We start from the raw sequence: 13,606 nt of genomic DNA, 5'->3' as shown, positions 1-13,606 counted from the left end.
TTATGGCAACGGTAGCGTTTCATACACTAGGTTGTAAAGTTAATTTCTATGATACAGAGGCCATTTGGCAGCTTTTCAAAAATGAGGGATACGAGCAGGTCGATTTTGAGCAAACGGCTGATGTCTACGTCATTAATACATGCACGGTAACGAATACGGGGGATAAAAAGAGCCGCCAAATGATTCGCCGTGCGATTCGCCGCAATCCGGAAGCGATTGTTGCGGTGACAGGCTGCTATGCGCAAACTTCACCCGCGGAAATTATGGCGATCCCAGGTGTCGATATGGTTATCGGGACACAGGACCGTGACAAAATTATTCCGATTGTGAAACAGTTTGAACAGGATCGTCAACCGATCAATGCGGTTCGCAACATCATGAAAACACGTCAGTTCGAGGAACTGGATGTGCCTGACTTTGCTGATCGCACGAGAGCTTTCTTGAAAATCCAAGAGGGTTGCAATAACTTCTGCACGTTCTGCATTATCCCTTGGTCGCGCGGACTGATGCGCAGCCGTGAGCCGCAAAGCGTTATTGCGCAGGCGGAGCAACTGGTAGCTGCCGGCTATCAGGAAATTGTTCTGACGGGTATTCATACCGGCGGTTATGGCGAAGATATTGAGGATTACAGCTTGGCTAAGCTGCTGTGGGATCTGGACAAAGTCGAAGGCTTGAAACGTATCCGTATTTCTTCGATCGAAGCCAGCCAAATTACCGACGAAGTCATTGAGGTCCTGAAATCCTCGGACAAAATGTGCCGTCATCTGCACATTCCTTTGCAGGCGGGAGACGATCGTGTTTTAGCGCGCATGCGCAGAAAATATACGACAGCCGAATTTGCCAGCAAAATTGAACGTCTGCATGAAATTATGCCGGATGTTGCCATTACGACGGACGTGATTGTAGGTTTTCCTGGTGAAACCGAGGAAATGTTCCGCAATGGCGTTGAATTTATGGAACGCATGAAATTTTCTGAAATGCACGTCTTCCCTTATTCCAAACGGACAGGCACGCCTGCTGCGCGGATGGAGGATCAAGTGGATGAGGAAATTAAAAATACGCGCGTGCACGAGCTGATCGATCTTTCTGAGAAAATGCAGCTGGCCTATGCGCAGCAGTTTATCGGTCAAGTGCTGGAAGTTATTCCGGAACGTGCTTACAAAGGTGCTCCTGACAGCGGATTGTACATGGGTTACTCCGATAACTATGTACAGCTTGTTTTCCAAGGCTCTGAGGACATGATCGGCCAAGTTTGCCGCGTCAAAGTAACGGAAGCCGGCGTGAATGAAAGCAAAGGCCAGTTGGTTCGTGTCATAGAAACAGCATCCGTCGTAAATTTGTAGACGCATTTTTTTAGGCGGTACCCCCTACCTCTACGCGTGGTCGCTCATCTTTGAATGACCGCGCTAGAGGTTTTCTCTATTAGCCTCAGCGGTGCAATTTAGGAACGGAACTCAAGGCGCTTCCACACCTTCAGATAACAAAAAGGTAAAGCGAGCAACGAGCAGGCGACGTTGAAAATCGTCTGCGAGCGGGCAATTTGCGCCGATGCGTCATCCGCCAGCATGGCTGAAACGCTGACAAGCTGGTGGATGAAAGGGTAAAAGAGGATGGCGCCTCCGACATTGAGAAGGATATGCGACCAGGCGACGTAACGCCCGGCGCGGGAGGAGCTCATCCCGGCGATCAATGCTGTCACACAAGTGCCGACATTGGCCCCGATGGTGATGGCAATGCCCAACTCGACGGGGATACCTTGGATCGCGGCGAGGCCCATCGCCATGCCGATGACGGCAGCGCTGCTGTGCACCAGCGCCGTGACGGCAGCGCCGGCGATAATGCCCCACAGCAGGCTCTGCTGTGCTTCCTGGACAAACCAGGCGAAAAGCCCGCGGGACTGCAGCGCAGGCCCGATCGTTTGCATGATCTCGATGCCGAGCAGCACGAGAGCGAACCCGGCTCCCGCCAGCGACCCGAAGCGGACGCTGCGCAGCCACTCGCGGCCGGCGGCCGGCGAGGCTGATTCTTGCCGCTGCGCTGCAAGCGACGGCAAAGGCCCGGCCAGCCAGCTCGCCATCCAGATGCTGGCGCATACAATCAGGATCGGCACGCCGATCCCCCCGAGGCTGAGTCCGATCAGCTCGGTGGTGAGGCAGGTGCCGATGTTGCTGCCGAGAATGACGCCCAGCGTTCTCGGGAAGGTCAAGACGCCGGCGCTGACAAGGCCGATGGCGATCACGGTAATGGCTGTGCTGCTCTGCAGCGCTGCCGTTAGGACCGTGCCGGTGACGAGGCCGCGCACCGGCGTGCGGGTAAACCGCTCCAGCCATAGTTGGAGACGGGGCCCGGCCCACATCTGAAGCGATGTTTCCATCAGCTTCATGCCGAATAGAAATAACGCTAAGCCTGTGACCACAGGCAGGATAATCGTATGTATCATGATTTCGTTCTCCCTCGTAAGCGCACTTTTTTTACTATCAAATCAATATATGTGACCGTACAGACAAGCATGACAAGCAGCAGAGTGAAGGAACGGTTTCACACAAAGGACGGCTAAAATAAATATGGCAGCAGTATTTTTACAGAAGAAACGGAAAGCGCGTTTGGAGCAAGGTCACCCATGGGTGTACAAAAGTGAAATTGAGCGAGTTGAAGGGGACATTGTGCCGGGTCAACTTGTTCCTGTGCAATCGCATCTCGGCCAATATTTGGCGACGGGGTATTACAATGAGGCATCGCAAATTACGGTCCGAATCGTATCCTACAAACCTCTTGAAGCAATGACGACGGACTTTTTCGTCGAGCGCTTCACACGCTGCTTGCAGCATCGTAGCCGTTTTGTGAAAGATGCGCAATCTTACCGCTTGGTCTATGGCGAGGCGGACTTTTTGCCGGGGCTGATTGTCGATAAGTTCGAGGATACACTGGTTGTGCAAATTCTCACCTTGGGGATGGATCGCTGCCGTGAGCAAATTGTTGCTGCTTTAGCGCAAGTTGTGAAGCCGACAGGCATTTATGAGCGCAGCGACGTGCCTATTCGCGAGTTGGAAGGCTTAAAGCAAACGAAGGGCTTATTGTACGGAGAGTGTCCGAAGCATGTGGACATTTTGGAAAACGGCTTGCGCATCCGGGTGGACATTGAGGAAGGACAGAAAACGGGCTACTTCTTCGACCAGAGGGAAAATCGCGCAGCCATCGCTCCGCTGATGACAGGCTGGGGACATCGCAGCGGGATTGAGCGGAAAGAAGTTGAGCATGAAGGATCGATGCAAACGCTGCCCGTCAATGCCAACGGCAAAGTCGTCACATTCCCATACTGGGACGGCGCGTCAGTGCTGGAATGTTTCTCGCACACAGGCAGTTTTACACTCAATGCGTGTAAGTTTGGCGCTAAAAAAGTGACCTGCCTGGATATCTCCGAGCATGCCATCGAAAGCGCACGTACGAATGTCGCTTTGAACGGTTTTCAAGACCGCGTAGAGTTTGTCGTCGCAGACGCGTTCGAGTATTTGCGGACCCAAGTCAAAGGCTTGGATGAGCGTAAAGTGCGTGCCAACGCCGGTGGCAGCGGCCAAGCGAAGATCGATACGTCCAAACCGGTTGCCGAAGGCGGAAGGACGTGGGATGTCGTCATTCTCGATCCCCCTGCTTTTGCCAAAACCAAAAGTGCGGTTGAAGGCGCATGCCGCGGTTATAAAGACATCAACCTGCACGGGATGAAGCTCGTGAACGAAGGCGGATACCTTGTAACCGCGAGCTGTTCATATCACATGCATCCGGAGCTGTTTCTAGAGACGATTCATGCGGCAGCGACGGACGCTGGCAAGCTTCTGCGCTTGGTTGAATTCCGCGGAGCCGGCATGGATCACCCGCGCATTCTCGGCGTGGACGAGGGGCATTACTTGAAATTCGCTATTTTTGAGGTGCGGAGCAAATAAGCTGAGTTGGGGCTGAACCATAAGTAGATTCTTGATGGTTCCAAATTCGCGCATGATGTAGAAGGAGAAGGAAGATAACTGGAAAATTTCCCTCTACATGGCTCGGAAAATGACGTGACAAGGAATATAGTAGGAAAACTCCCTTTAATTTGACCGGATTCAGAGAATTCTCATGAAATCGGCGCAAATAGAGGGAATTTTTCCTTTTAAAAGGATCTGATAAGCTTCTGCAGCCCTATTAGAGGGAAATTTTCCCTTAATTTGGCCGCAGAATCATAACTGCACAAAGGGCTGCCTCACAAGTCATAGAAATGACTTGGGATAGCCTCTTTTATTTGAGGAGTTATGGGCAGAAATAATGACGGTTTATAGACTAAGTGGAGTGTTAAGAGTAGCTGCAGTGCTTAAATCCCCGCGTATGTTGTATTTTGTACAACGATTTCATGCTTTTTTTCACCCAGAGGCGCGTTTCGTTGTACAAAATGCAACGATTTCATGCGAATATGCGAGAATAGCCTAGTTTTGGACTCATTTGGTTGTATTTTGTGCAGTATACGACATGCGAACAGGGTTAATAGGCCGTTCTCATTGCACAAAGTGCAACGTGGGCGAGATTGTGAGCAGGCGGGTTCACGAGCCGATTCTACGAGCAAGCGTTTGGGTTTGACCGCCGCCATGCGCCGGTGAAAGAAATATAAATAAATATAATCACTTCGTTTACACTGAACTATTTTGTTTATCGCGACGAAAGAAAACGCCAATTGGATGAAGCAGTCCCATTCGAATATGATGAAGATAAGCAATTTCACACTTCACATCGAAAGGAAAATGACGATATGGCATCCGTAACCGGTTTGGACGGCGTTGTAGCAGCAGAAACAGAATTGTCTTTGGTCGATGGACAGAACGGGTATCTGGTTTATCGCGGGTATGAAGCGAAGGAGCTGGCTCTGAAGATGAGCTTTGAGGAGGTCGCCTACTTGCTGTGGCATGGAGAGCTGCCCTCCGCGGAAGCGATTAATGCGTTCAAAAAGCAATGGGTCGATCATCGCGCGATACCTACCGAATTGAAGGCTGTTCTGGACCTGCTGCCGAAAGAAAGCGAAATGATGAGCGTCCTTAGGACAGCCATTTCTGTCTTGGGAACATGCACCCGGCAGGAGTCTGCTTGGCCGCCGCAATTTGAACATATTCTGGCGAATACGGCTTTGCTGCCAACGATCATCGCGTATCACTACCGGCGCTCGCAAGGCCTTCAGCCAGTTGAGCCCGATCCGCAGTTAGATCATGTTGCGAATTACTTGTACATGCTGACAGGTTCCAAGCCTCAGTACGTTCATGTAAAGGTGTTAACGGCGTATTTCATCCTAGCGATGGAACATGGGATGAATGCTTCCACGTTCGCCGGACGTGTCGTGCTTTCTACACAATCCGATATTACGTCTGCGCTTTGCGCTTCAATTGGAGCGATGAAAGGGCCGCTGCATGGAGGAGCGCCATCGGAAGTGCTTCAGATGCTGGATGAAATCGGAACCAAAGAGCAGGCGGAAGCTTGGTTGCGGGAAGAGCTGGGAGCTGGCAGAAAGCTTATGGGCTTTGGTCACCGCATCTACAAAACAAGCGATCCCAGAGCGGAAGCGCTTAGACAACTCATGCAGGAACTGGCTTCTGAAGATCCATGGTTTGATTTGGCCGTCCACGTAGAGAAGGTGGCTGTCGAGCTGCTGCGTGAATATAAACCCGGAAGAAACTTGTATGTGAATGTCGAATTTTATGCAGCAGCCGTAATGCGTGCTATTGCGCTTCCAACATCCCTGTTTACGCCAAGCTTCACGCTGAGCCGGATCGTCGGCTGGACAGCTCATTTATTGGAGCAGGCCGGCTGCAACCGGATTTTCCGGCCGCAATCGGTGTATGTCGGCGAACTGCCAGCTTCGCTCTTAAATCGTCCTTAACGGGCAAAAGTCTTTCACATGAAAAGCCGTCCTCCCTGTCATGAATATTCATGGGTATCGGGGCGCGGCTTTTTTGTCATCTCCCCTGCAAGCCCATCATCTGCCACCCCTCTTTTCTACCAAAAGTATGATAGAATAGATGAGATTGATATCTTTTGAGCAGCTTGAAGGAGGCCCTGTATGTCTATTCGATTCGTGATCGGCAGAGCCGGTAGTGGCAAGAGTGAACGTTGTTTAGCAGAAATGAAGCAGCATTTGGCAGAGGAGCCGGAAGGCCATCCGCTGGTTTTATTGGTGCCTGAGCAGGCAACCTTCCAAGCGGAGCATGCGCTGGTCTCGGATCCCGGCATTCGCGGGATGATTCGCGCGCAAGTGCTTAGTTTTCACCGTTTGGCATGGCGGGTCATGCAGGAAGAAGGCGGCACCGCGAGATTGCCGATTGACGATACAGGCAAAAAATTGCTGTTAACCAGCATCTTACATAAATACAAAGAAAAGCTTCGACTGTTTGGCCATTCGGCTGAACAGATGGGGTTCGTGGATCGGCTCAATCAGCTATTTACAGAAATGAAGCGGTATTGCGTAACAGCCGAGCGGCTTGCGGAGCATGAAAATAAGCGCGCAGCTTCGCTTGGGGAAAGTGGTTTGCTGCGCGATAAGATGCATGATATTCAACTGGTTTATCGCCAATTTGAAGCGGAGCTGGCACGCCAATATTTGGACGGCGAGGATTATTTGACGCTGCTGGCGGAGCAAATTCCGAACTCTGCCTATTTGAAGTCAGCTTCCATATGGATCGACGGCTTCCACGGATTCACACCGCAGGAATTTGCTGTACTTGGCGCGTTATTTGCCCATTGTAAGCAGGTGACCGTGACGCTTTGCGTGGATCGAGAGCTGCAGGCCGGCGATAAGCCGGATGAGCTCGATTTATTTCACCCTACGGCAACGACGATGGTCCGCATGCAGGAGATGATCTGGCAGTTGGGCCTAAAGGAGGCGGAAGTACATCTATTGGCGCCCGAGAGCTCTCCGCGCTATGAGGATAGTCCGGCTCTTGGCTATTTGGAGCGCCATTTCGATCGCCGTATTGGCGGAGCGGCACAGCGTTACCAACCGGCACCTGGTGAGAAGCTAAGCGATCAACTCGTTATCAAGGAAGCCGTTCATCGCCGTGCGGAAGTAGAAGGTGCGATTCGGGATATGCTGCACCTCGTTCGCGAGCAAGGTGTGCGATGGCGGGAAATTGCGGTTATGGTACGGAATATGGAAGGGTATCAGGATTTGTTGAAGGCGATTTTGACGGATTATGAGATCCCGCACTTTTTTGACCAAAAAAGGTCTGTTCTGCATCACCCGCTGGTTGAGTTTATTCGTTCGGCGCTGGAAGTCGTACAGCATAATTGGCATTACGATGCTGTATTCCGCTGCATTAAGACCGATCTGTTGATTCCGGCTGAAGCTGCTAATCAGCGGACAGAGCTGGATAAATTAGAAAATTATGTGCTTGCTTTCGGTATTCAAGGCTATCGTTGGACGGATGGCAAGCCATGGACGTTTAAGTTCCGAGCCAATTTGGAGCAAGCCGATAGCCAGGTTCAGGAGCAAACAGCGGAGCTGGATGCACTGAATACGAGTAAAGATTGGGTTGTCAGACCCTTGCTTGCTTTTGCCAAGTCTTTGCAACAGGCCAAATCGGTCAAAGATCAAGTCACGGCGTTGTATGAGTGTCTGGTAACGGTGCAAGCGCCGGACAAATTGGAAGCATTGAGCCAGCAGGCGATCTCCGAAGGCAAACCGGAAAAAGCCAGAGAGCATGGTCAAATGTGGGACAGTGTGATGGACATGCTGGATCAACTGGTCGAGACGATGGGAGAAGACGAACTGTCTTTGGAGTTGTTTGGCGGTCTGATTGAGACGGGGATGGAAAGCATGAAGCTTGGCCTGGTCCCGCCATCGATGGATCAATTGCTCATCGGGAGTATGGACCGTACGCGCTCCAGCGGTATCCGTTATGCTTACATATTAGGTGTGAACGATGGCGTTATCCCGGCGCAAATGGCTGAAAAAGGGGTGCTGACGGAAGCGGAAAGAACCGTTCTGACCGATTCGGGTTTACCGATGGCGGACGGCAGCCGCCGCAAGCTGCTCGACGAGCAGTTTATCGTGTACACCTCCTTAACGGTGCCGGGCAAGAGGCTGTGGATGAGCTATCCGTTAGCTGATGAAGAAGGGAAGTCGCTTCTGCCCTCCGAGCTTATTAAGCAAATGCGTCAGCTTTTCCCGGGAACGGAAGCGCCGCTTTTGCTGGCTGAGCCATCTAATGAAGCTTCCGCACAGGAGCAGTCTGCTTACATTGCCCACCCGAATCAAGCGATTTCTTATTTGGCTGTCCGCATGAAGCATTGGATGCTGGGAGGACGGATCGACAACCTTTGGTGGGAAACGTACAACTGGTTTGCGGATAAGCCAATTTGGCAGATGAAGCTGCAATCGGTCGTTCAGGCTTTGTTATATACGAATCAAGAAAAGGGGCTTAGCCCCCGGACAAGCAAGCTGTTATACGGTCAAAATTTGCGGGCGAGCGTCTCCCGCATGGAGAAGTATGTGGCGTGTCCTTTCTCCCACTTTGTTTCCCACGGTTTAAGACTGCAGGAAAGACGTGTGTACCGGCTGGATGCTCCGGATATCGGGCAGTTGTTCCATGCGGCTTTGAACCAGTTTGTCCAAAAGCTGCAGCAGGATCAACTCGACTGGGGCTCCTTGACGGCTGAACAGTGCATGGAGCGTTCCGCACAGGTTGTCGATGAGCTTGCGCCAAGGCTGCAAGGCGAAATTTTGCTCAGTTCAAGCCGGTATGCCTATATCGCGCGCAAATTGAAGCAGGTTGTAGGCCGGGCAGCTGTCGTGCTTGGCGAACATGCGAAGCATGGACAGTTTGAACCGCTGGGTTTGGAAATTGATTTTGGACCTGGGAAGGAATTGCCGCCTCTGACCTTTGAGCTTGAGAATGGCTGCACGATGGAAATTATCGGCCGAATCGACCGGGTCGATCGCGCAGAAGGCGAGCAGGGCGTTCTTTTACGCGTCATTGATTATAAATCGAGCTCGACTTCTTTGCAGTTATCTGAGGTGTACTACGGGCTGTCGCTCCAAATGCTGACGTATCTGGACGTCATTATCACGCATGCAGAGCAGTGGTTGGGAATTGCGGCTAAGCCGGCGGGCGTGCTGTATTTCCATGTGCATAACCCAATGCTTCAGCAAAAAAACGCGCTGGATCTTGATCAAATTGAAAAAGAACTGCGCAAACGCTATAAAATGAAAGGCTTAATTACCGCTGATGCGGAAGTGGTCGGTTTGATGGATGATGAACTGCTGAAAAGCGCGGGTCACTCCCAGTTGATTCCGGTTGCCTTGAAGAAAGACGGCAGCTTCTACTCAAGCTCGTCTGTTGCAACCGATGAACAGTGGGACACGCTTCGCAAATATGTACGCAAACAAGTCAAGCAGATCGGGACCGATATTACAGATGGCCATGTGGACATTAGTCCTTACCGTTTAGGCAAAAAAACGGCCTGCTTGCACTGCTCTTATAAATCGATTTGTCAGTTTGATCCCTTGTTTGAGGGTAATGAAGTGCACCTATTGAAACAACGAGGAAAAGATCAGCTTTGGTCCGAATTGGAGCAAAATGTCAAGGCCTAATCAAGCCGGAAAGGAGAAACCCTTCATGAATAAACAACAACAGCCTAAGCCTCCCGGAAGTACATGGACGGACGATCAATGGGACGCGATTACACTCAAGGGGCAAAATATGCTGGTCGCCGCAGCTGCGGGTTCAGGCAAAACGGCTGTCCTCGTAGAACGGATTATCCGCAGAATTTCGGATGAGTGGGAACCGGTGGACGTGGATCGGCTGCTTGTCGCGACGTTCACCAAAGCGGCCGCCTCAGAGATGAAACACCGGATTCGCGATGCGCTGGAAAAAGAATTGATGAAGCAGCCGCATTCGCAGCATCTGCGGAAGCAGCTCGCGCTTATGGGACGCGCTTCAATTACGACGCTGCACTCCTTCTGTTTGGAAGTCGTGCAGCGCTACTTCAGCGTCATTCGGTTGGATCCCGGCTTCCGGATCGCGAATGAAACGGAAGCCGAGCTGCTTCGCCAAGACTTGCTTGGCGGCATGCTCGAGGAATATTACGCCGTAAGCGGAGAGAACAGCGCCTTCTGGCGGCTCGTTGATTCGTTCAGCGGCGAGCGCAACGACGACGCGATCATGCAGCTGATACAGAAGCTGTATGATGTGTCGCGCAGTCATCCGTGGCCGGAGCACTGGCTAAGAGCGACGGCTTCGATGTTTGGGCCGCCGGCGCCTGCTGCGCTGGAGGGGACGGAGGAATCGGCTCCCCTCGCTTTGGAGGCGCTGCCCTACGTTGCGGCAGCCGCTGCGCCCGCCGATTATTCACTCTGGGAGCAGAGTTTGATTCGCGACTTGACGCTGGATTTGGAAGGTGCAGCAGACTTGCTGCGCCAAGCGATTGACATCGCGGAAGCGCCGGGCGGGCCAGCCCCGTATTTGGACAATTTGCGCGAGGATCTCCTGCTCGTGAACAATTTATTGGAAACGACCACTTATCCGTGGTCCGTTTTGTATCAGGGTTTTCAAACCGTCGAGTTTGGCAAGCTTAAAGCTTGCCGGGGCGATGACTACGACAAAGAGATGCAGGAGGAAGTCAAGGAGCTTCGCAACAAAGCCAAGGACCAAATCAAAACGATTCAGGAAGAGTTGTTCGGCCGAACACCGGAACAGTTTCATCAGGAGATCGCTGAGATGGCGCCATTGCTGCATACCCTGGTCGATATGGTCGTCGATTTCGGAGCGCGATACCAAGCTGGCAAGCAAGCGAAAGGTTTGATCGATTTTGCCGACTTGGAGCATTACTGTCTGCAAATTTTGAGTGCGCCGGGCTCGATTCCGGGGGAATTAGTGCCTTCTGAAGCAGCAATTGCTTATCGGCAACAATTTGCGGAAGTGCTTTTGGATGAATATCAAGACACCAATCGCGTACAAGAGGCTATTGTCGAATTAATTTCGAATACAAGACCTGGGAACCGGTTTATGGTTGGTGACGTGAAACAAAGTATTTATCGGTTCCGGCTTGCAGAGCCAGGACTTTTTCTGGAAAAGTACAAGGCGTACCGTTCCAATAAGGATGAAATGACGTTAAACGCTTCTCCAGGCGGACGTATCGACTTGGCGCGGAATTTCCGGAGCCGCCTTCAAGTTGTGCATGCAGTGAATTTTTTGTTCAAACAAATCATGAATGAATCTGTCGGGGAAATCGCCTATGATGAGCGGGCTGAACTTGTGTATGGAGCGGGATACCCGCCATCCGCTTCGGATTGCTCGGTAGAAATGATGATTATCGACCGTGGCAGCGATGCTTCGGATAAGGCGGATTCTTCGGCTTCGGGAGATGAGGAGGAAGAGTTTTCGGACTCTTCGGGTCAGGGGGAAACGACTCCCCCCGATTCCGTTATGGAAGCGCAAGAACTCGAAACAGCTCAACTGGAAGCGAGAACGATTGCGAGTCAAATCAGAAGTTTGTTAGGCGCGGACGGACGGGAAGTTTTCCAGGTTTTTGATAAAAGAACCGGAGGGGACCGGCCTGCCACGTACCGCGATATCGTGATCCTGCTGCGTGCCACCCAACAATGGTCGCCGATTCTCATCGAGGAGCTCAAAAAACAGGGAATACCTGCCTATGCGGAGCTAAGCACGGGGTACTTTTCCGCTACGGAAGTGGAAGTGATGCTTTCGTTATTGAAGGTCATCGACAATCCGTATCAGGATGTCCCGCTAGCTGCGGTGCTGCGATCGCCTGTCGTTCAACTCTCGGCTGAAGACCTTGCGCAAATTCGCGTTGCGGATAAATTGGTGCCTTTCTATGAGTCTGTGCTGCAGCTCGTTAATGGTGAAAGTTCGCCAGGCAATGAAGCTTTATGCCAGAAACTTCGCTATTTCTTAACGCTGCTGGAAGAGTGGCGAAATGAAGCCAGACAGGGCTCATTGGCCGATTTAATTTGGCAGATTTACCGCCAGACGGGTTACTATGATTTCGCCGGAGGTTTGCCCGGAGGAATGCAAAGACAAGCGAATTTACGGGCCTTGTATGATCGGGCTAGGCAATATGAAAGCACGTCCTTGCGCGGATTATTCCGGTTCCTTCGTTTTATCGAACGCATGAAAGAAAGCGGCGGCGATCTGGGGACTGCGCGTGCGCTCGGTGAACAAGAGGATGTTGTGCGGATTATGTCCATTCACAAAAGTAAAGGTTTGGAGTTCCCTGTTGTTTTCGTGGCGGGCATGGCCAAAATGTTTAATCAGCGGGATTTGAACGAAGCGTTTCTGCTTCACAAGGAGCTTGGTTTCGGACCTCGATTTGTAGATACGGCGTTGCGCGTCAGCTATCCAACCTTGCCATCGCTGGCGATCAAAAGACGCATGAAGCTGGAGCTTCTAGCCGAGGAAATGCGGGTTCTGTATGTCGCTTTAACACGGGCCAGAGAGAAGCTTTATTTGCTGGGAACGGTGAAATCGTTGGAAAAATTACTGCGTGGCTGGGGACGCCATCTCTCCAGAAGCGAGTGGTATTTGCCGGACTTTGAACTGGCCAAAGCCAAGAGTTATCTGGATTGGGTAGGCCCTGCGCTGCTTCGTCATCCGGACAGTACGTTATGGAGAGAGCGGCTGGGGATTAGCGAGGCCTCCTCTGGCGTGCGGCTCCTGCACGATGATTCCAAGTGGAAGCTGACGGTTATTTTGCCTGAGAGCTTGCAAGAGGTTGAATCGCCGGAAGAGGAAACATATACGCCGGATGCGGGCCGGATGGAAAATATTCGTCATCTGCAAGCTGTTGCGGCGTCAGGCGACTGGCAAAGCTGGTTGGACGACAAGCTTGCTTGGGATTATACGTACCCGGATGCGCCAAAACTTTTTGCCAAAACGACTGTTTCCGAAATCAAACGATTGTCGGAGATGAATCGAATTGCGGATGAAATGGAGCTTCCGATTGGCAGTGCTGCTGCGGCTTTAGAGGGATCTGCCGGCGCAGCAACAGCCACTCAGAAGACCGCTTCTACCGTATGGCGCAGACCTAGATTTATGGAAGAGAAGAAATTAACCGCTGCCGAAAAAGGAACGATTGTTCATGCGGTTATGCAGAACCTCAGCTTGCAGGAAATACCAACGGAAGCCAGCGTTCAAGCCACGTTAAACGAAATGCTGGAGAAACAAACCCTTACCGTGGAGCAAAGCGCTGTCGTGGACATTCCTGTGGTTCTGCAATTTTTCTCGACGGAGGTTGGCTTGCGGATGATACAGGCCGCGAATGTGCAGCGTGAGGTGCCATTCAGCTATGGTTTGCCTGCGGAAGAAGTGTATGCAGGAATCGATCGTTCCACGACCGGTGAGACGGTATTGATTCAAGGCGTTATCGATTGTTTATTTGAAGACGAGCTGGGACTCGTTCTTGTGGATTATAAAACGGATGCCGTGAAGGGCAGCAGCGATGCCGAGCTTCAATTGCGTTACGAGAAGCAAATATCGCTGTATTCACGGGCTGTGGAACATATTTGGAAGCGGCCGATAAGCGGCAAGTTTCTGTACTTCTTTGATGGGGCGAGATTGCTGGAAATGTAGAGCGGAGG

The 13,606-nt window shown here is 51.7% G+C and carries 6 protein-coding genes; 5 read left to right on the top strand and 1 reads right to left on the bottom strand.

Annotation, left to right across the window (positions count from 1 at the left end; genetic code table 11):
• The first annotated feature begins 2 nt into the window (after positions 1-2).
• On the top strand, positions 3-1,343 hold the full coding sequence (gene mtaB, locus GC097_RS26640) for a tRNA (N(6)-L-threonylcarbamoyladenosine(37)-C(2))-methylthiotransferase MtaB (RefSeq protein ID WP_171686288.1): 1,341 nt from the start codon (positions 3-5) through the stop codon (positions 1,341-1,343).
• A 98-nt stretch (positions 1,344-1,441) separates the two neighbouring features.
• Here the strand turns inward: mtaB and GC097_RS26635 are convergent, their stop codons facing one another.
• Positions 1,442-2,440, bottom strand: a complete 999-nt coding sequence (locus GC097_RS26635) for a Na/Pi cotransporter family protein (protein ID WP_171686287.1) — start codon at positions 2,438-2,440, stop codon at positions 1,442-1,444.
• Positions 2,441-2,564: 124 nt separating this feature from the next.
• Here GC097_RS26635 and GC097_RS26630 point away from each other — a divergent pair, with 124 nt between their 5' ends.
• From GC097_RS26630 to addA, 4 genes are all read left to right on the top strand, one after another.
• Complete coding sequence (locus GC097_RS26630) at positions 2,565-3,938, top strand: class I SAM-dependent rRNA methyltransferase (protein WP_171686286.1); 1,374 nt, start codon at positions 2,565-2,567, stop codon at positions 3,936-3,938.
• 836 nt (positions 3,939-4,774) lie between these two features.
• Positions 4,775-5,893 (top strand): citrate synthase/methylcitrate synthase, encoded by a 1,119-nt coding sequence (locus tag GC097_RS26625; protein WP_171686285.1) that lies wholly within the window; start codon positions 4,775-4,777, stop codon positions 5,891-5,893.
• Positions 5,894-6,073: 180 nt separating this feature from the next.
• Positions 6,074-9,601 (top strand): helicase-exonuclease AddAB subunit AddB, encoded by a 3,528-nt coding sequence (gene addB / locus GC097_RS26620; protein ID WP_171686284.1) that lies wholly within the window; start codon positions 6,074-6,076, stop codon positions 9,599-9,601.
• Between the two features lie 25 nt (positions 9,602-9,626).
• The gene (addA, locus tag GC097_RS26615) at positions 9,627-13,598 is read left to right on the top strand and encodes a helicase-exonuclease AddAB subunit AddA (protein WP_171686283.1); all 3,972 of its coding nucleotides are present in this window, start codon (positions 9,627-9,629) and stop codon (positions 13,596-13,598) included.
• Positions 13,599-13,606: the final 8 nt, after the last annotated feature.

Source organism: Paenibacillus planticolens (assembly GCF_013141725.1).
Taxonomy (GTDB): Bacteria; Bacillota; Bacilli; order Paenibacillales; family NBRC-103111; genus Paenibacillus_E; species Paenibacillus_E planticolens.
This window is presented reverse-complemented; position numbering and strand designations above follow the sequence as displayed.

Bases quoted from the DNA above. Each gene is read 5' to 3' on its own strand.
- mtaB (WP_171686288.1), top strand. From the start codon at position 3: ATGGCAACGGTAGCGTTTCATACACTAGGTTGTAAAGTTAATTTCTAT.
- GC097_RS26635 (WP_171686287.1), bottom strand. From the start codon at position 2,440: ATGATACATACGATTATCCTGCCTGTGGTCACAGGCTTAGCGTTATTT.
- GC097_RS26630 (WP_171686286.1), top strand. From the start codon at position 2,565: ATGGCAGCAGTATTTTTACAGAAGAAACGGAAAGCGCGTTTGGAGCAA.
- GC097_RS26625 (WP_171686285.1), top strand. From the start codon at position 4,775: ATGGCATCCGTAACCGGTTTGGACGGCGTTGTAGCAGCAGAAACAGAA.
- addB (WP_171686284.1), top strand. From the start codon at position 6,074: ATGTCTATTCGATTCGTGATCGGCAGAGCCGGTAGTGGCAAGAGTGAA.
- addA (WP_171686283.1), top strand. From the start codon at position 9,627: ATGAATAAACAACAACAGCCTAAGCCTCCCGGAAGTACATGGACGGAC.